Genomic DNA, 18,451 nt, shown 5'->3' with positions numbered 1-18,451 from the left:
GGAGATCATGTCATGCTCAAGGCCGGGGTTTTCGCATTCGCCGCCGCCGCGCTGTCGCTGTCCGCCGCGCCGGCGCTCGCGCAGCAGGGCGCGCCCGACGAACCGACGCTCAAGAAGACCGGCGATTCGGTCACCGAGCCCTTCGACGGCAAGGAGGCGCCGGAGAAATTGAAGGCCATTCAGGACAACCCCTATTCGCTCGCCGGTCTGGGCAAATGCGCGGCGATCATCCGCGAGGTTAAGGAATTGAACGCCGTCCTCGGCCCCGACGTCAACGAGCGCGTCGACAAGAGCCTGGCAAAGAAGCGCGAGGAAACCGCCGGCCGCGTCGCGGGCACCGTCGCCGGCTCGGTCATCCCCTTCGGCGGACTGATCGGCGAGGTGACGGGCGCCAATGCCGAACGGCGGCGCTATGCCGAGGCGGTCTATGCCGGCACCGTCCGGCGCGGCTTCCTGAAAGGCGTCGGCCTTCAGCGCGGTTGCAAGGCGCCGGCGCGGCCCTAGGATCGGGGGAGGGGGGAACATGCACGTTCAGGATATCCGTCCGTTCCGCGTCGCGGTCCCGCAGGCCGCGATCGACGACCTGCGGGACCGGCTCGCGCGCACGCGCTGGCCGGAGAAGGAGACCGTCGCCGATTGGGACCAGGGCGTTCCGCTCGCCTATGCGCAGGAGCTTGCCGCCTGGTGGCGTGATCATCACGACTGGCGCGGGGTCGAGGCACGGCTCAACGCGTTGCCCAATTTCCTCGCGACGATCGACGGGCTCGACATTCATTTCCTGCATGTCCGGTCGGCCAATCCCGCCGCGCGGCCGCTGGTCCTGACGCACGGCTGGCCGGGGTCGGTGCTCGAATTCCTCGACGTCGTCGAACCGCTGTCGGCCGACTATCATCTCGTGATCCCGTCGCTGCCCGGCTACGGCTTTTCGGGCAAGCCCGATGTCGCGGAATGGGATGTCGAGCGGATCGCCGCCGCGTGGGACGCGCTGATGCGCGCCCTCGGCTACGAGCGTTATTTCGCGCAGGGCGGCGACTGGGGCAGCGCGGTGACCTGCGCGCTCGGCATGCATCATGCGGACCATTGCGCCGGCATCCACGTCAACATGGTCGTCGGCCAGCCCGATCCCGCGACGATGGCCGACCTCACCGATGCGGAGAAACGCTATCTCGCGCGCTTCGGCTGGTATCGCGACAAGGACAATGGCTATGCGACCCAGCAGGGGACGCGGCCGCAGACGATCGGCTACGCGCTCACCGATTCGCCCGTCGGGCAGATGGCGTGGATCGTCGAGAAATTCCACGGCTGGACCGATTGCGGGCACCGGCCGGGCGAGCAGTCGGTCGGCGGCCATCCCGAAAAGGCGCTGTCGCGCGAAGCGATGCTCGACACGGTCAGCCTCTATTGGTTCACCGCGAGCGCGGCCTCTTCGGCGCGGCTCTACTGGCACAGCTTCCGCAGCTTCGCGGCGGGCGCGATCGACGTGCCGACCGGGTGCAGCCTGTTCCCGAACGAGATCATGCGCCTGTCGCGCCGCTGGGCCGAGGGGCGCTACCGAAACATCGTCTACTGGAACGAACTCGACCGCGGCGGTCATTTCGCGGCGTGGGAACAGCCGGGCCTGTTCGTCGCCGAGCTTCGCGCCGCCTTCGCCCTGATGACGCTCTGATGCACCTTTCGGAAGAGGCATCACCCTTTCTGCCGTTCGTGCTGAGCTTGTCGAAGCACCGTCCTTCTTCTTGCGTCCCCGAAAGAAAGGACGGCCCCCTTCGACTGCCTTGCAGGCGCTCAGGACAGGCTTCGACAAGCTCAGGGCAAACGGTTCAGATTTAACGCACGATGCTTTGAGGGGCGGTGGAGCGCCGCGGCGGCGGCTACAGCGGCGCGGTGAAGGACAGCATCAGCCCGGCGAGCGCCGCCGACATCAGGTTCGACAGGCTGCCCGCAAGCAGCGCCTTCAGGCCCAGCCGCGCGATCATCGGGCGCTGGTTCGGGGCGAGGCCGCCGGTCACCGCCATCTGGATCGCGATCGAGCTGAAGTTGGCGAAGCCGCACAGCGCGAAGGTCGCGATCGCCACCGAGGTCGCCGACAGCCCGCCCTGTATCTTGCCGAGGTCGATGAAGGCGACGAATTCGTTGAGCACGACCTTGGTGCCGAACAGCCCGCCCACCGACGCGCTCTCGTCCCACGGCACCCCCATCAGCCACATTACCGGGCGGAAGATCGCGCCGATGATTGCCTGGAACGACAGGTCGGGTTGGCCGAACCAGCCGCCGACCCCCGCGAGCAGCCCGTTCGCCAGCGCGACCAGCGCGACGAAGGCGAGCACCATCGCGCCGACCGCGACCGCCAGCCGGACGCCGGTCTGCGCGCCCTGCGCCGCCGCCATGATGATGTTCGCGGGCTTCTCCTCGTCATGGCTCGCCTCGGGCATGATCACGGGTTCGATGCCGATGTCCCTGGGGTCGTCGGGCATCATGATCTTCGCCATCAGGATGCCGCCGGGCGCCGACATGAAGCTCGCGGCGAGCAGATAGGGCAGCAGCTGCTCGCCGATCATGCTCGCATAGGCGCCGAGGATCGTCCCCGCGACCCCCGCCATCCCCACGGTCATCACCGTGAAGAGCTGCGACGGCGTCAGCCCGGCCAGATAGGGGCGGATGACCAGCGGGCTTTCGCTCTGCCCGACGAAGATGTTCGCGGCGGCGCCCAGGCTCTCGACCTTGGTGATGCCCGTCACCTTCTGGATTGCGCCGCCGACCCATTTGATCACGAGCTGCATGATGCCGAGATAATAGAGGATCGAGATCAGCGATGCGAAGAAGATGATCACCGGCAGCGCGGCGATGGCGAAACTGTTCGCGCCCATTTCGGGCGAGGCGAGCGGCCCGAAGATGAAGTCGGTGCCCGCCTTCGCATAGCCGAGCAGGTTGGAAACGCCGTTCGACATCGCCTGGATCACCGCGCGCCCCCACGGCGTGCCGATCACCAGCAGCGCGAACCCCGCCTGCAGCAGGAAGGCGGGGACGACGACGCGCAGGCGGATCCAGCGGCGGTTCGAGGAAAAGAGCACGGCGATCGCGAGCAATGCGACGATGCCGAGCAGACCGATCAGGCGTTCCATGGATAGAGTGCGTCCCCCGCAAGGTTGTTTCGCCTGTCTAGCGGGCTTTGGCGGCGGGGCAAGGGGCGCGCGCCGAGCCGTGTTTCTCGGCCTTCCCTGTCCTGGCAAAACCGACTATCGGGCGGCATGACCGATACCACATCGACGGCGTTGCCGCGCACGTTGTCCCCATCGCTGTTCCTGTTCTCAATCCTCTACGGCGGGATGGTGGTGCTGGCGGGCGTGCTCGGGAACAAGCAGGTGGCGCTGGGAAGCTGGCTGGCGGTCGAGGCCGGAATATTCGCCTTCCTGCTGCTGGTCGCCCTGTCGAGCGCGGTGTCCGAACTGCACGGACAATCGGTCGCCAATCGGCTGGTGCTGTGGGGGTTCGTCCCGCTGGTGCTGTCGATCATGCTGACGGCGCTGGTGCTCGCGCTTCCCGCGTCGCCCGAAATGCAGCCCGAACGGCTGGCGGCGTTCGACATGATCCTGGGGCAGAGCCCGCGCCTGATGGCGGCGGGCATCGTCGCCTACGGGACGTCGCAATTCCTGAACGTCACCATCTTTTCCCGGCTGCGCGGCAGCGTCGGGACAGGCACGTCGACGTGGCTGGCGATCCGCGGCGCGATCGCCAGCGCGCTCAGCCAGATCGTCGACACGCTGCTGTTTGTCACCATTGCCTTTTACGGCGTGTTTCCGATCGCGAACCTGATGGGCGGCCAGATGCTCGCCAAGGTCGCGCTGTCGGTGCTCGTCATCCCGTTCGTGATCACCGGCCTTGTCGCTCTCGGCCGCAACCTCGATGCAAAGACCGCTGGATGATATCGATGACCGACCCTTCGAAAATGCCCGACCTGCTTGCCAAGGCTGAAACGCTCGTCGAGGCGCTGCCCTATCTGCAACGCTATGCCGGCCAGACCTTCGTCATCAAATATGGCGGCCATGCGATGGGCGATCCGGAGGCGCAGCGCGACTTCGCCGAGGATGTCGTGCTGCTGAAAGCCGTGGGGATCAACCCGGTGGTCGTCCATGGCGGCGGCCCGCAGATCGGCCGGATGCTGAAACAGCTCGGGATCGAATCGACCTTCGTCGGCGGGCTGCGCGTCACCGACGCCGCGACCGCGGAGGTCGCGGAAATGGTACTCGCGGGCAAGATCAACAAGGAGATCGTCGGCTGGATCGCCGGGCTCGGCGGCCGCGCGGTCGGCCTGTCGGGCAAGGACGCCAACCTCGTCCTCGCCGAAAAGGTGCGCCGGACCGAACCCGACCCCAATTCGGGGATCGAGCGCCATGTCGACCTGGGCTTCGTCGGCGAGCCGGTGGCGGTCGATCCGACGATCCTGACCAATCTGGCGAACGACAATTTCATCCCGGTGGTGGCGCCGGTCGCGCTCGGCGCCGACGGTGCGACCTACAACATCAACGCCGACACCATGGCGGGGGCGATCGCCGGCGCGCTCGGTGCGAAACGCTTCTTCCTGCTCACCGATGTCGCCGGGGTGCTGGGCAAGGACGGCGCGCTGCTCACCGATCTCGACCGCGGCGGGATCGAGGCGCTGAAGGCCGATGCGACGATCACCGGCGGCATGATCCCGAAGGTCGACACCTGCCTGGCGGCGGTCGACGCAGGGGTCGAGGCGGCGGTCATCCTCGACGGCCGCATCCCGCACGCGATGCTGCTCGAAATTTTCACCGCAAGGGGTGCGGGCACGCTCATTCACCGCTAAGAAAGCGGACCAACGCCTCTAGACGGAGACCCTGCCTTGCTTCTCATGCTCCTCCAGATCGTCGACATCCTGCTGACGGTCCTGTGGTGGTTCATCATCGCGCAGGCGGTGATGTCGTGGCTGATCGCCTTCAATGTGATCAACACGCACAATGATTTCGTCGGCCAGCTGTGGATGGTGCTCGACCGGATCACCGAACCGCTCTACCGGCCCTTCCGCCGCATCATGCCCGATTTCGGGGGCATCGACCTGACGCCGATGCTGGTGCTGATCCTGATCATCATCCTGCAGGGACCGGTGCTCGGCTACCTCGCGCGCTTCGCCTACACCAACGGGCTCGCGTGATGGGGGCGGGGGCGCACATCATCGACGGCAAGGCGTTCGCGGCGGGCCTGCGGGCCCGGATCGCAGAAGCGGTGCCGGCGTTCCGCGCCGCGACCGGGCGCGCGCCCGGACTGGCGGTCGTGCTCGTCGGCGACGATCCGGCGAGCGCGGTCTATGTCGGCTCGAAGGGCAAGGCGACGGTCGCCGCGGGCATGGAAAGCTTCGAGCACCGCCTGCCCGCCGATGCGACGCAGGAAGAGGTCGAGGCGCTGCTCGCCTCGCTCAACGCCGACGACGCGGTCGACGGCATCCTGCTCCAGCTTCCGCTGCCCGGCCATCTCGACGAGCAGCGCGCGGTGGCGACGATCGATCCCGACAAGGACGTCGACGGGCTGACCCCGGTCAGCGCCGGGCGCCTCGCGCTCGGCATAGCCGGCATGGTGCCGTGCACGCCCTATGGCTGTCTGCTGCTGCTGCAGGACCGGCTCGGCGACCTCAGCGGCAAGGATGCGGTCGTCGTCGGCCGCTCGATCCTGGTCGGCAAGCCGATGGCGGCGCTGCTGCTCGGCGCCAACTGCACCGTCACCGTCGCGCACAGCCGCACGAAGGACCTGCCCGCGCTCGTCCGCCGCGCCGACATCGTGGTCGCGGCGGTCGGGCGGCCGGAGATGGTGCGCGGCGACTGGATCAAGCCCGGCGCGGTGGTCATCGACGTCGGCATCAACCGCCTGCCGCCCGCCGACGGCGCGGCGAAGGGCCGGCTGGTCGGCGACGTCGCCTATGCCGAGGCGGCCGCCGTCGCCGACGCGATAACCCCGGTGCCGGGCGGCGTCGGTCCGATGACCATCGCCTGCCTGCTCCGCAACACGCTGGTCGCGGCGCACCGCCGCGCCGGCCTCGCCGATCCGGAGGGATTCTGATGCGGCGGCTCTGGCTCGCGGGCGCCGCGGTCGCGCTGCTCGGCGCCTGCGCCGGGCCGGGGTCCGACATGCGGAACCGGCCGCTCGCGCCCAATCCGAGCGGCTTCGTCGCCGCCGAACTGGCCTTCGCGCGGCTTGCGCAGGACAAGGGGCAATGGACGGCGTTCCGCGAGACCTCGGCGCCCGATGCGGTGATGTTCGTGCCGGAGCGGGTCAATGCGAAGGCCTGGCTCAAGGGGCGCGCCGACCCGCCGGCGTCGGTCCGCTGGCAACCGCACGCGGTCTTTTCGAGCTGCGACGGCAGCGCCGGCGCGACGACCGGGGCGTGGCAGCAGCCCGACGGCAGCACCGGCTATTACACCACCGTCTGGCTGCGCGACCCGTTGAAGGGCGAACTGCGCTGGGTGCTCGACCATGGCGACGGGCTGGCGGCGCCGCGCGAAGCGCCCGAGTTCATCGCATCGAAGCAGGCGGCGTGCGGCGCCCGCCCGGCGGTGGGGATCGCGGCCGGCGGTGAGGGCGACGATACCACGGTCGGCCTGTCGCGCGACCAGACGATGAGCTGGGCCTCGACCGTCCGGCCGGACAAGTCGCGGCGCGTCACCATCCGCCTCTGGGACGGCGAGGCGATGGTGCCCGTCGTCGACGACGTGGTCGCGGCGCCCGGCGCGGCGGCATGATCGACCTCTTCATCTCCGCCTTCGTCACGCTGTTCGTGGTGATCGACCCGCCCGGCTGCGCGCCGATCTATGCCAGCCTGACGACCGGCGCGGGCGCGGCGCAGCGGCGCTCGATGGCGTTCCGCGCGGTCGCGATCGCGGGCTGCATCCTGATCTTCTTCGCGATGTTCGGCGAGGCGCTGCTCAGCTTCCTGCACATCGACCTCGACAGTTTCCGCATCGCCGGCGGGATCATGCTGTTCATCATCGCCATCGACATGGTGTTCGAGAAACGCACCGAACGACGCGAACAACGCGCCGAGAAAGTGAAGGCCGCGGCCGAGGTCGACGATGTGTCGGTGTTCCCGATGGCGATGCCGATGCTTGCGGGTCCCGGCTCGATCGCATCGGTGATGCTGCTCGTCGCGCAGAACAACGGGCTCGACCGCGCGCTGGTGATCTTTGCCGCGCTGCTGCTCGTGCTGCTGCTGACGCTGGCGGCGCTGCTGATGGCGGGGCCGATGATGCGGCTGATCGGCAACAAGGGCGAGGCGGTGATCACGCGCCTTCTCGGCGTGCTGCTCGCCGCGCTTGCCGCGCAGTTCGTGATCGACGGGCTGAAGGCGAGCTTCCCGACGCTGGCCTGACGCAGGCCCCGCCCGGCATCCCGAAGCGCGGGAGGCCGGACGGGGGAGCGTGGCTTACCGCGCGGCGTTGACGTCGTTCTGCGTCACCGGCGCGATGCGGATTTCGACGCGGCGGTTGCACTGATAATCGGCCTCGCTGCGTTCGGGCGCGCATTTGAGCTGCGATTCGCCATAGCCGATCGTCGCCATGCGCGCGCGGTTGACGCCCCGGCCGGCGAGATAGTCGGCGACCGACGAGGCGCGCCGTTCGGACAGGCCCTGGTTGTAGCTGTCGCTGCCGGTCGAATCGGTGTGGCCGTAGACGTCGACATAGGTGCTGGGATATTCGGAGAGCGTCGAGGCGACGCTGTCGAGCGCGCTGCGGAACTGCGATTTCACGACCGCGCTGTTATAGTCGAAGGTCACGTCGCCGGGCATGTTGAGGACGAGCTGGTCGCCCTGGCGCTCGACGTCGATGCCGGTGCCGGCGGTGCGTTCGCGCAGCTTCTTTTCCTGCTGGTCCATGTAATAGCCTGCGCCCGCGCCCGCCACGGCGCCGATGCCGGCGCCGACGATCTTTTCGGTGCGGTCGCGCTTGCCGCCGATGAGGTCACCGAGCAGATAGCCGCCGAGCGCGCCGCCGACGCCGCCGATCGCGGCCTTGGAAATGCGCTGCTGTCCGGTCTCCGGATCGGTCACGCAGCCGGTGAGCATCAGCGCGCCGACGGCGGTGAACATGGTGAGCTTGATCGTCCTGTTCTTCATGGGTCGCTCCCTTTCATGGGCGCCGCCGGCTGGTCTTGCGGCGGCCGCCCTCCATGGCGATAACATATGGCCGCGCATCTGGTTCCAGAATCTTGCTGAACGGCGGCTGAGCCGACGGGCGGAAGGTGGCGGGTCAACTCTCCCGGCGGCGTTGCGTCTGCTCACCCGCCGTGGCTGGCCAGCAAGCCGGCAAGCCTCGCTGCCCCTCCCGCTTGCGGGAGGGGAGGCGCCTTCTTGCGGCCATATCCAGACCCGTTCGCCGGCGTGCGGAGCATATTGTTGTGCAACGCGGCGGCTTTGCCGTATAGGGGCGGCATGACCGATCCTTGCAGGGGCCAGGCGCCGGAGCGCCCGTTGCCCGTCCCATGACGCCCTTCCCCTGGTCGGACGTCGCCATCATCGCGATCCTCGTCCTGCTCAACGGCGTTTTCGCCATGTCCGAACTGGCCATCGTGTCGTCGCGCGACCCGCGGCTGCAAGCGGCCGAGAAAAGAGGGAGCAACGGCGCGCGGATCGCGCGTCAGCTCGCCGCCGATCCGGGCCGCTTCCTGTCGACGGTGCAGGTCGGCATCACGCTGATCGGCGTTCTGACCGGTGCCTATTCGGGCGCCAGCCTGGGCCAGCCGGTCGCCGACCGGCTGGCGGCGTTGTTCGGAATCGACCCGCAGACAGCGCTGAGCGCGGCGTTTGCCATCGTCATCGCGCTGACCACCTATGCCTCGCTGATCGCCGGCGAACTGGTGCCCAAGCAGTTCGCGCTGCGCTCGCCCGAGCGCGTCGCGATCATCGTCGCACCCTTCATGTACTGGCTGTCGCGCATCGCCGCGCCGCTGGTCTGGCTGCTCGACACCAGTTCGAGTCTCGTCTTTCGCCTGCTCGGCCTCAACCGCGAATCGGAGGACAGGGTGACGGCGGAGGAATTGCACCTGATCGTCGCCGAGGCGTCGAAATCGGGGGTGATCGAGGAAAGCGAGCGCGCGATCATCTCGGGCGTCGTGCGGCTGGCCGACCGGCCGGTGCGCGAGGTGATGACGCCGCGCAAGGACGTCGACTGGATCGACGTCGCCGCCGACGCCGCCGCGGTGCGCGCCAAGCTGCTCGAAACGCCGCACACGCGGCTGCCGGTGGCGCGCGGATCGGTCGACGACATCGTCGGCGTCGTCCAGGCGCGCGACATCGCCGCCGCGCTGTTCCGCGGCGAGACGCTCGCGCTCGAGACGCTGACCCGCCATGCGAGCGTCATCCATGATCAGATCGACGCGATGGACGCGCTGGAAGGCCTGCGTGCGGCCGACGTGCCGATGCTGCTCGTCCACGACGAATATGGGCATTTCGAGGGGCTGGTGACCCCCGCCGACCTGCTGTCAGCGATCGCCGGCGAATTCGCGTCCGACCAGGATATCGGCAGCGAGCCCTTCGTCGTCGAGCGTGACGACGGCAGCCTGCTGATCGCCGGATCGATGCCCGCCGACCAGATGGCCGAGCGGCTGGGGATCGAACTCGACGACGACCGCGACTATGCGACCGCCGCCGGTCATGCGCTCGCGGTGCTCAAGCGCCTGCCTGAGGAGGGCGAGTATTTCACCAACAGGGGCTGGCGTTTCGAGATCGTCGACATGGACGGGCGCAAGATCGACAAGCTGCTGGTCAGCGAAGCGCGGGCGCGGGATGACGACAGGGAGGAGTGATGCGCCGCAGTGGCGCTACGGCTCCCGCCAATGTTGCAGTTCATGGGGCTGGCCGCGAATGGCTTTCCAGACCGCGCGCAACGTGCGGAGGATGGAATAGGTCATCCACGCGAACATCATGCCGATCGACAGCCAGAATATGGGCCACAGGATCGCGTGCCATATCGGCCTGTTTCCGATGAGCAGAAGCAGCGTCAACGCCATTACGGCGGGTGCCAACAGGGCCGCATAGACCGCCAGCGGCCGCGAGAGGGCCCAGCGGCGGCTTGCGCCTTCCCATCGATAGAGCCGGTCAAACAGGCCGAACACCACGCGCCCCTTTCACTGCGGGAAGAGGATGGTCAAAGCTCTCCGCCCAGCGCGCCATATTGCGCCTCGAACCCGGCTTTGTCGCCGCGCGCCAGATAACTTGCCTGATCGACCAGATTGTCGCGCGCGATGCGGCCCTGAAATGCACCAAGCTGCGCGTCGATCGCGGCGATGTCGGCGTCGCTCCAGTCGGCGATCTGCTGGAAGCGGGTGATGCCGAGGCCGCCGAGCAGCGCGGCGAGTTTCGGGCCGACGCCCTTCAGCAGCCGCAGATTGTCGGCGGGCGCCGCCGGCTGGGCGGGCGCCGCCGGGGCTTCGGCCGGCGCCGGATCTGGCAGCGGCGCTTCAGCAGCCGGAGCGGGGGGCGGGGGCGGCGCAGACGGAACGGGAGCCGGGGCCGGCTCGGCGGGCTTGAAGCGCGCGGGCTCGGCGGCGACGATGTCGGGCTTCGCCGGTTCGAGCGGCTTGCGCGGCTCGGCGGGCGCGACGGTCGGCGGCGCGGCCTCTTCGGCTTTCGATCGCCCGAACAGCCACCAGAGAAGCGCGATCGCGACGACGAGCCCGACGACCGCGATGATCCAGTTTTCCTGTAGCCACGTCATGATGATCTCCCTGCTTTGCCGTCAGTTTATGCGGCGGCGCGCGGCGCGTCCAGTGCCGCGCCATCGCGGTCGGGCTGGGTCCCCGCGCAGGCGGGGACCCAGAGCGGCATAATACCACGCAGGCTTTTCGTCGTTCTGGGCTCCCGCCTGCGCGGGAGCACAAGGCTGTTTTTTCAGGCGATTCCGCCCTTAGCGCGCCTCGCGCGCGACTTCGCGCCAGCCGATGTCGCGGCGGCAGAAGCCGCCGGGGAAATCGAGCCGGTCGACCGCGGCATAGGCGCGCGCCTGCGCCTCCGTGACGCTGTGGCCGGTCGCGGTGACGCTGAGCACGCGGCCGCCGGCGGCGACGATCGCGCCGTCGGTGCGTGCGGTGCCGGCGTGAAAGACGCGCACGCCGCCCGCCTCCGCCTCCGCGATGCCGCGGATGGCGCCGCCCTTTTCGGGGGTACCCGGATAGCCGTTCGCGGCCATGATCACCGTCAGCGCATAGTCGCCCGAAAAGGCCGGCGGCGGCGCGCCGGCGAGGGCGCCGGTCGCGGCGGCATGGAGCAATCCGGCGAAATCGCCGAGAAAGCGCATCATCAGCACCTGGCATTCGGGGTCGCCGAAGCGGCAGTTATATTCGATGAGCTGCGGCCCCGTGTCGGTCAGCATCAGCCCGGCGAACAGCACGCCGACATAGGGGGTGCCGTCGGCGGCGAGCGCCGCGACCGTCGGGCGGACGATGCGGTCCATCACCTGCGCCTCGAGATCGGGGTTCAGTACCGGCGCGGGGCTGTAGGCGCCCATGCCGCCGGTGTTGGGGCCGGTGTCGCCGTCGCCGACGCGCTTGTGGTCCTGCGCACTGCCGAAGGCGATGACGTCGGTGCCGTCGGACAGCGCGAAGAAGCTCGCCTCCTCACCGGTCAGATAGTCTTCGAGGACGACCTCCGCCCCCGCGCCGCCGAAAGCGCCGGCGAACATGTCCTCGATCGCCGCCTCTGCCTCGGCGCGCGTCGCGGCGATGATCACGCCCTTGCCCGCGGCGAGGCCGTCGGCCTTGATAACGACGGGAATCGAAAAGCCGTCGAGCAGCGCCAGCGCCTCCTCGGCCGAGGTGGCGCGGGCGTAGGCGGCGGTGGGAATGCCGGCGCGCGCGCACAGATCCTTGGTGAAGCCCTTCGATCCTTCGAGCCGCGCCGCGGCGGCCGAGGGACCGAAGACCGCGACGCCGATCGCGCGCAACCGGTCGGCGAGGCCTGCGACGAGCGGCGCTTCCGGGCCGACGACGACGAAGTCGACGGCGTGCGTCCGGACGAAGGCGACGAGGCCGTCGAGGTCGTCGGCGGGAATCGGTACGCATTCGGCGTGCGCCTCTATCCCCGGGTTGCCGGGAGCGGCATAGAGCTTGGCGCAGCTTGGCGATTGTGCCAGTTGCCAGCTCAGCGCATGTTCGCGGCCCCCCGACCCGATGAGCAGGATATTCATGGCAGTCCCTTTTCCCGATCCGGCGTCCGACAGCGAAGCGCCCGCGCGGCTGTTAGCCGAGGCAGGCGCGCGCGACAATGCGTCCGCGGCATCCGGGGCGTCCGGCGCGCCCGCGATGACGGTCAGCCAGTTGTCGGCGGCGATCAAGCGCGCGGTCGAGGACGGGTTCGGCCGCGTCCGCGTCCGCGGCGAGCTGTCTGGCACCAAGCGCGCGGCGTCGGGGCATTTCTATGCCTGCCTGAAGGACGACAATGCGCTGATCGACATGGTGATGTGGAAGGGGCAGGCGGGCCGCCTCGCCTTCCGGCCCGAGGACGGGATCGAGGTGATCGCGACCGGCAAGCTCACCACCTATCCCGGCCGCTCCAAATATCAGCTCGTCGTCGAATCACTCGAGGTCGCGGGCGAGGGCGCGCTGATGCTGCTGTTCGAGAAGCTGAAGGCGCGGCTCGGCGCCGAGGGGCTGTTCGACCGCGAGCGGAAATATGACCGGCTGCCCTTCCTGCCGCGCACCATCGGGGTCGTCACCTCACCGACCGGCGCGGTGATCCGCGACATCCTCCATCGCCTCGCCGACCGCTGTCCGACGCATGTGATCGTCTGGCCGGTGCTGGTGCAGGGCGAGGGCGCGGCGGCGCAGGTCGCGGCCGCGATCCGCGGCTTCGACGCGCTGGAACCCGGCGGCCCGGTGCCGCGCCCGGACCTCGTCATCGTTGCGCGCGGCGGCGGTTCGATCGAGGATCTGTGGGCGTTCAACGAGGAGGTCGTCGTGCGCGCGATCGCCGATTGCCGCATCCCGACGATCAGCGCGGTGGGGCACGAGACCGACGTGACGCTCGCCGACTATGCCGCCGACATGCGCGCTCCGACCCCGACCGCGGCGGCCGAGATGGCGGTGCCGGTGCGCGCCGAACTGATGACGCAGCTGGCGACGTGGCGCGGGCGGATGCTCGGCGCGGCGAATCGCCATCAGGGGCTGGCAGGCGAGCGGCTGACTGCGCTGGCGCGGCACCTGCCGCGGCGAGAGGCTCTCTATGCGCCGCAGCGCCAGCGGCTCGACGATGCCGGGGACAGGCTCGACCGCTGTCAGCGCCACCGGCTCGCGGTCGTCGCCGAGCGGCTGGCGAGTCGGTCGGCGGCACTGCGCCCGGCGCTGCTGGCGCGGGCATGGGATCGCGACCGGGCGCGGCTGTCGGGCCTGGCGCGGCTGCTCGCCTCGCTCGATCCGCGCGCGCTGCTGTCGCGCGGCTATGCGATGGTGCGCGATGCCGGCGGGACGATCGTGACGACCGCGGCCGGCGCGCGCGCGGCGGGGCATCTGCGGCTCCAGTTCGCCGATGGCGAGGTGCCGGTGCAGGCGGCGGCCGATGGAACGCCGCCTACGCCCGCGCCGAAACCCGCCCGCAAGCCGCCGCTCGCTGCGCCCGGACGCGGGCAGGGCGAGCTGTTCTGACGGCGGCGGGGGTGGCCGCCGGGGGCGGAGCTGCTATAAGCTCTGCCATGATTTACGCTCGAACGGACATCGAATCATGCTGATCGCCAGCCGCAACCGCCTCGCCCGCCTGCAATACGGCCCGAACGGCTTTCGCACCCTGTCGCCCGGCGACCATGTGCTGTGCGCGGTCAGCGGCGCGCCAATCGGGCTCGACGAACTGCGCTATTGGTCGGTGGCGCGTCAGGAACCCTATGCGAGCGCCGCAATCGCGACGCGGGCGATGCTGGACGCGGTGCCCGGCGCATGACGGCACGCGGGGCGCGGCCCCGGGGTCCGGTCTTCCTGTCGCTGCTTGGCGCGATCGCCGTCGCCGGCTGCGTTCCGGTGGCGGAGGACGCGCCGCCGGCCCCATCTCCGCGACCGCCTGCGCCCGAGGCGTCCGTCCCGACGCCGCCCGCGCCGCCGCCTGCTGTCGCAGGACCCGCCGATTTCCATTTTCGCGGTACCGCCATCCAGGGCGGTGCGCTGATCGGGCAGGCGCCCGGCGGCACGCGCGCGCTGGCGCTCGACGGCGAAGCGGTGGCGCTCGCCGCCGACGGGGCATTCCTGGTCGCCTTCGACCGCGACGCGCCCGCGGCCCAGCGCCTCGTCGCGACGCTGTCCGACGGGCGACGGGTCGAACGGACGCTGGCGGTCGCGGTGGGCCAGTGGCGGATCGAGCATGTCAACGCGCCTTGGCGCGGCAGCGCGGCGAGCGACGCGGAGTTCGAGCGGCGGCGCCCCGACGAGCTGGCGCAAATCCGCGCGGCGCGCGCGGTGCAGGCCGATTCGGACGGCTGGCGCCAGACGTTCCGCTGGCCGGCGACCGGCCGCCTATCGGGCTTCTTCGGGTCGCAGCGCGTCTATCAGGGCAAGCCGGGGAGCTATCACAGCGGCACCGACGTCGCGGTTCCCGCCGGCACCCCCTTCCGCGCCCCCGCCGACGGCGTCGTCGTGCTGGCGGCGGCGGTCCCCTTCACGCTCGAAGGCCATCTGCTCATCGTCGACCACGGCATGGGCCTCAACAGTGCCTTCCTGCATTGCCAGCGGCTCGACGTGGCGGTCGGCGACCGGGTGGCGCAGGGGCAGGTGCTGGGGACGGTGGGCCGGACCGGCCGCGCCACAGGGCCACATCTGCACTGGGGCCTGATGTGGCGCGGCGCGCGGCTCGACCCCGGCACGCTCGCGGGTCCGATGCCGCGCTGACCAACGGGAGCCGAGCCGCAAAATCGTAACCGTTGAAACAAAATAACGCAAAGCGGCCGCCCCGGCGCATAGTGTTTCGCGGCGTCTCCGGGTTGTTGCAAATACGTCACAATCGCTGGCGAAACGGCAGAAAGCGCCGGGAATTTCCTTTACTCCAGATGAATGACCGGCCATCCCGCACGCTATCGGGGTGTCTATGCGGGGGCGTTGAATCGTCCACGCCGTGTATGCCCGGGTATCTCGATCCATCAGAGCAAGGGACTGCACTGTGAAGAAAACCCAATATTCGAAGCTGAAGCTGGGCGCTGCGCCGCTGGTGCTCGGCGTCGCCCTCGTTTCGGCTCCTGCCTATGCGCAGGACGAAGGCGCGACCAGCAGCTCGGAAATCGTCGTGACCGGCACGCTGATCCGCAACCCGAACCTGGAATCGGCCTCGCCCGTTACCGCCATCGGTGCGGATGAGATCGACATGCAGCAGGCGAACGTCGCCGAAGAACTGCTGCGCGAACTGCCCGGCGTCACGCCGTCGATCGGCTCGGCGGTCAACAACGGCAACGGCGGTGCGTCGTTCGTCAACCTGCGCAACCTCGGTTCGAACCGCAACGTCGTCCTGATCGACGGCGTCCGTCTGGTGCCGGCCGAACTGAATGGTCGCTTCGACCTCAACAACATTCCGCTGGCGTTGATCGAGCGCGTCGATGTGCTGACCGGCGGCGCTTCGACGACCTACGGCGCCGACGCCGTCTCGGGCGTCGTCAACTTCATCACGAAGCGCAACTTCGCGGGTATCGAAGCCAACATCTCGAACCAGATCACCGAGCGCGGCGACGGCCACACGCTACGCGCCGACGTGACGATCGGCGCGAACTTCGACGATGGTCGCGGCAACGCCGTGTTCAGCATCGGCTATCAGGAATCGGATCCCATCTATCAGGGCGGCCGCGAGCATGGCCTCTATGCCCTCAGCTCCAGTTCTGGTGGCGCGGGCGGCTCGGGCACCGCGGTTCCGTCGCGCTTTTCGCTTCCTGGGCAGGGTACGCGGCAAATCAACGCCGCCGGCACGGACTTCAATCCGGGCACCAGCTTTACGGCGTTCAACTTCAACCCGTACAACGTCTACCAGACGCCCTTCAAGCGGTTCAACATGTACGGCGCTGCCAACTATGAGATCAGCGATGCGCTTGAAGTCTATACGCGCGGCGTTTTCTCGAAGAATACCGTCAGCACGATCATCGCACCGTCGGGCGCGTTTGGTATCGGGGTCAATATTCCGCTGAACAACCCGTTCCTCAACGATACTTTGCGCACCACCTTTTGTGATGCGAACGGCATTGATGCGGCGACCTGCACTGCCGCCGCCGATCCGTCTCTGACGCCGGGCGATGCGGCCTATCGGACGGTGACGAGTTCGTTGTTCCGTCGTGCGACCGAAGTCGGTCCGCGTATCAGCGAATACACGACCAACTTCTTCGATTATCGGCTGGGTTTCCGTGGTGGTGTCACCGATACGATCAGCTGGGATGTCTTCGGCAGCTATGGCGAATCCGAAAATCTGCAGCAGATCGGCGGTTATACGCTGAACTCGCGGGTGCGCGACAGCTTCCTCGCGAACAACACGACAAGCTGTTTTGACGGCACGGCCGCAGGCTGCGTTCCGATCAACTGGTTCGGCGTGGAAGGCAACAGCAGCTGGACGCCCGAGGCGATCAGCTTCCTGAACGAGGTGTCGACGGTCCGCACCAAGACGTCGATGGCGCAGGCCCGCGCGATGCTCAGCGGTGATTTCGGCGTTGCCAGCCCGATGGCGTCAGACCCGATCTCTTTCGCGGTCGGCGGCGAATATCGCGAGTATAAGGCGTCGCAGGCGTCCGATACACTCGCGGCCGGCGGTGACCTCGGCGGTGCTGGCGGTGCCGCGCCGAACATCGATGGTGGCTTCAACGTCTATGAAGCGATCGGTGAACTCATCGTTCCGCTCGTCCAGGACAAGCCTTTCTTCGAGGATCTGACCATCGAAGGCGGCATCCGCTATTCGTCCTACAAGGTCGATGCGGTCGGCAGCCCGTCGTACAACACCACGACGTGGAAGGTCGGCGGCAGCTGGACCCCGATCAGCGATATCAAGTTCCGCGGCAACTATGCGCGGGCGGTTCGTGCGCCGAATATCGCCGAACTGTTCTCGCCGGTGAATACGGGACTGACCAACCTGCAGGACGACCCGTGCGCGACGCGCGACGATAACGGCAACATCATTCGGGCCAATCCGACCGGCGAACTGCGCGCTGTCTGTATTGCGCAGCTCGCGCCGGGCACGCCGGCCAGCACGGTGGACTTCATCGCCCAGCCGATTTCGGGCCAGGCCAACGCCACGGGCGGCGGTAACCTGAACCTCGGGCCGGAAATCGGCAAGACCTGGACGGTCGGCGTCGTGCTGCAGCCCAGCTTCGTTCCGAAGCTGTCGCTGTCGGTTGACTATTACCACATCAAGATCACGGGTGCGATCACGTCGCCGACCCCTGGTGACGCTATCTCGGCCTGCTTCGGTGCCGATCCCTCGTCGCCGGCGGCTGGTGCGTCGTCGACGGCCGCCTGTACGTCGATCCGTCGCGATCCGCTGACGGGTGGTTTGAATGGCGATCCGAACACGACACCGGGTCTGTTCCTGACGACGTCGAACCTCGGCACGCTGGAAACCAGCGGCATCGACGTCAACCTGAACTACTCGCGCGACGTGGGCTTCGCGAACCTCAGCTTTGCCGGCCAGTTGAACTGGACGGAGCAGTCGAAGTTCCAGTCGGCTCCGGGCAGCTATAATCGCGATTGCGTCGGCTATTTCTCGGCAAACTGCGGTCAGCCGATTCCCGAGTGGCAGTGGTCGCTTCGCACCTCGCTGGCGTTCGACGACTTCGACGTCTCGCTGCTGTGGCGCCACATCGGCAGCAGCAAGTATGAAGGTCTGGCCAGCGACTACGCGGACCGTGGCTTCGATGACAACTCGCGCGAGATCTTCGAGGGCGCGCTGGGCGCCGGCACGGGCACCCTGTCCGGCAAGCAGGTTAACTTCAATCGTATCAAGGCATATGATTATTTCGACCTGACGACGCGGTTCAACGTTCTCGAGAATCTGACCGTGACGGTGGGCGTGCAGAACCTGTTCGACAAGAAGCCGCCGCTGGTTGGTGGTGAAGCGGGTTCGACGACCTACAACAGCGGCAACACCTTCCCGTCGACCTACGATTCGATCGGACGCCGTTACGTCGCCGCGGCTCGCGTCCGCTTCTAAGAGCGAATACGCGAAAAAATCGGGAGCGGGCAGTGATGCCCGCTCCCTTTTTTATGGGTGATCGCTGAAGAATGGCTCGAACGGTTTTACTCGAAAGGGAGGCACGGTTCTTCTGGGCGGCAACGCCATTCACGCCTTTCGCTATGTCAGGGAAATCGATTCGAAACGCCGCACGTGAGCGGGACAGCCGATCCATCTTCCCGATCCAAAGCCATATCGCCTTGGTCGGAGACCGTTTCGCCTTCCGGAACCCCGGCGAAAGCGAGGTTCCAGATAGCATGGTCCGCCTCGCGCGGACCC

Annotated in this window: 18 protein-coding genes; 13 read left to right on the top strand and 5 right to left on the bottom strand. The window is 68.2% G+C overall.

Annotation, left to right across the window (positions count from 1 at the left end; genetic code table 11):
• Positions 1-12 precede the first annotated feature (12 nt).
• Both AC2S9W_RS02710 and AC2S9W_RS02705 read left to right on the top strand, forming a co-directional pair.
• The gene (locus AC2S9W_RS02710; protein ID WP_286749483.1) at positions 13-504 is read left to right on the top strand and encodes a hypothetical protein; all 492 of its coding nucleotides are present in this window, start codon (positions 13-15) and stop codon (positions 502-504) included.
• Positions 505-523: 19 nt separating this feature from the next.
• Positions 524-1,666 carry an epoxide hydrolase family protein gene (locus AC2S9W_RS02705; protein WP_286749484.1) on the top strand — a complete coding sequence of 381 codons (1,143 nt, stop codon included), beginning with the start codon at positions 524-526 and terminating at the stop codon, positions 1,664-1,666.
• 205 nt (positions 1,667-1,871) lie between these two features.
• Here the strand turns inward: AC2S9W_RS02705 and AC2S9W_RS02700 are convergent, their stop codons facing one another.
• A complete protein-coding gene (locus AC2S9W_RS02700) occupies positions 1,872-3,122 on the bottom strand; it encodes a NupC/NupG family nucleoside CNT transporter (protein ID WP_067107239.1) in 1,251 nt (416 codons plus the stop codon).
• A 126-nt stretch (positions 3,123-3,248) separates the two neighbouring features.
• Between AC2S9W_RS02700 and AC2S9W_RS02695 the strand changes: the two genes are divergently transcribed.
• Genes AC2S9W_RS02695 through AC2S9W_RS02670 form a run of 6 tightly spaced genes read left to right on the top strand, consistent with a single transcriptional unit; the run spans position 3,249 to position 7,378 of the window.
• Entirely contained in the window at positions 3,249-3,923 is a 675-nt protein-coding gene (locus AC2S9W_RS02695; RefSeq protein ID WP_067107241.1) for a queuosine precursor transporter, read from the top strand.
• On the top strand, positions 3,920-4,828 hold the full coding sequence (argB, locus tag AC2S9W_RS02690; RefSeq protein ID WP_404950385.1) for an acetylglutamate kinase: 909 nt from the start codon (positions 3,920-3,922) through the stop codon (positions 4,826-4,828). The genes AC2S9W_RS02695 and argB overlap by 4 nt, the downstream gene beginning before the upstream one ends.
• Before the next feature lie 45 nt (positions 4,829-4,873).
• A complete protein-coding gene (locus tag AC2S9W_RS02685; RefSeq protein ID WP_067107243.1) occupies positions 4,874-5,173 on the top strand; it encodes a YggT family protein in 300 nt (99 codons plus the stop codon).
• Positions 5,173-6,072, top strand: coding sequence for a bifunctional methylenetetrahydrofolate dehydrogenase/methenyltetrahydrofolate cyclohydrolase FolD (folD, locus tag AC2S9W_RS02680; protein ID WP_286749518.1), 900 nt, complete (start codon positions 5,173-5,175; stop codon positions 6,070-6,072). Before AC2S9W_RS02685 ends, folD begins: the two co-directional genes overlap by 1 nt.
• Complete coding sequence (locus AC2S9W_RS02675; protein WP_286749485.1) at positions 6,072-6,752, top strand: hypothetical protein; 681 nt, start codon at positions 6,072-6,074, stop codon at positions 6,750-6,752. Before folD ends, AC2S9W_RS02675 begins: the two co-directional genes overlap by 1 nt.
• On the top strand, positions 6,749-7,378 hold the full coding sequence (locus AC2S9W_RS02670; RefSeq protein ID WP_067107249.1) for a MarC family protein: 630 nt from the start codon (positions 6,749-6,751) through the stop codon (positions 7,376-7,378). The genes AC2S9W_RS02675 and AC2S9W_RS02670 overlap by 4 nt, the downstream gene beginning before the upstream one ends.
• A gap of 54 nt (positions 7,379-7,432) precedes the next feature.
• On the opposite strand, the gene AC2S9W_RS02665 is transcribed toward AC2S9W_RS02670, so the two are convergent.
• Positions 7,433-8,122, bottom strand: a complete 690-nt coding sequence (locus AC2S9W_RS02665) for a YiaD family glycine zipper/OmpA-like lipoprotein (protein WP_076077288.1) — start codon at positions 8,120-8,122, stop codon at positions 7,433-7,435.
• A gap of 365 nt (positions 8,123-8,487) precedes the next feature.
• On the opposite strand from AC2S9W_RS02665, the gene AC2S9W_RS02660 reads away from it, so the two are divergent.
• The gene (locus AC2S9W_RS02660; protein WP_475283032.1) at positions 8,488-9,810 is read left to right on the top strand and encodes a hemolysin family protein; all 1,323 of its coding nucleotides are present in this window, start codon (positions 8,488-8,490) and stop codon (positions 9,808-9,810) included.
• A gap of 15 nt (positions 9,811-9,825) precedes the next feature.
• Here AC2S9W_RS02660 and AC2S9W_RS02655 read toward each other — a convergent pair whose 3' ends face one another.
• The 3 genes from AC2S9W_RS02655 to purD all read right to left on the bottom strand — a co-directional run bounded on the left by AC2S9W_RS02655 (position 9,826) and on the right by purD (position 12,188).
• Positions 9,826-10,119: a hypothetical protein gene (locus AC2S9W_RS02655; protein ID WP_486571593.1), complete on the bottom strand. Its 294-nt coding sequence runs from the start codon at positions 10,117-10,119 to the stop codon at positions 9,826-9,828.
• Between the two features lie 32 nt (positions 10,120-10,151).
• The gene (locus AC2S9W_RS02650) at positions 10,152-10,721 is read right to left on the bottom strand and encodes a hypothetical protein (RefSeq protein ID WP_475283030.1); all 570 of its coding nucleotides are present in this window, start codon (positions 10,719-10,721) and stop codon (positions 10,152-10,154) included.
• Positions 10,722-10,910: 189 nt separating this feature from the next.
• On the bottom strand, positions 10,911-12,188 hold the full coding sequence (gene purD, locus AC2S9W_RS02645; RefSeq protein ID WP_424538854.1) for a phosphoribosylamine--glycine ligase: 1,278 nt from the start codon (positions 12,186-12,188) through the stop codon (positions 10,911-10,913).
• Between purD and xseA the strand changes: the two genes are divergently transcribed.
• From xseA to AC2S9W_RS02625, 4 genes are all read left to right on the top strand, one after another.
• Positions 12,187-13,641 (top strand): exodeoxyribonuclease VII large subunit, encoded by a 1,455-nt coding sequence (gene xseA, locus AC2S9W_RS02640; protein ID WP_475283029.1) that lies wholly within the window; start codon positions 12,187-12,189, stop codon positions 13,639-13,641. The genes purD and xseA overlap by 2 nt on opposite strands.
• Positions 13,642-13,717: 76 nt before the next feature.
• Positions 13,718-13,930, top strand: a complete 213-nt coding sequence (locus AC2S9W_RS02635; protein ID WP_067107269.1) for a DUF2093 domain-containing protein — start codon at positions 13,718-13,720, stop codon at positions 13,928-13,930.
• Positions 13,927-14,868: a M23 family metallopeptidase gene (locus AC2S9W_RS02630; protein ID WP_475283028.1), complete on the top strand. Its 942-nt coding sequence runs from the start codon at positions 13,927-13,929 to the stop codon at positions 14,866-14,868. Before AC2S9W_RS02635 ends, AC2S9W_RS02630 begins: the two co-directional genes overlap by 4 nt.
• A 268-nt stretch (positions 14,869-15,136) precedes the next feature.
• Positions 15,137-18,151, top strand: a complete 3,015-nt coding sequence (locus AC2S9W_RS02625; protein ID WP_475283704.1) for a TonB-dependent receptor — start codon at positions 15,137-15,139, stop codon at positions 18,149-18,151.
• The last annotated feature ends 300 nt before the right edge of the window (positions 18,152-18,451 follow it).

Source organism: Sphingopyxis sp. 550B (assembly GCF_057401805.1).
This window is presented reverse-complemented; position numbering and strand designations above follow the sequence as displayed.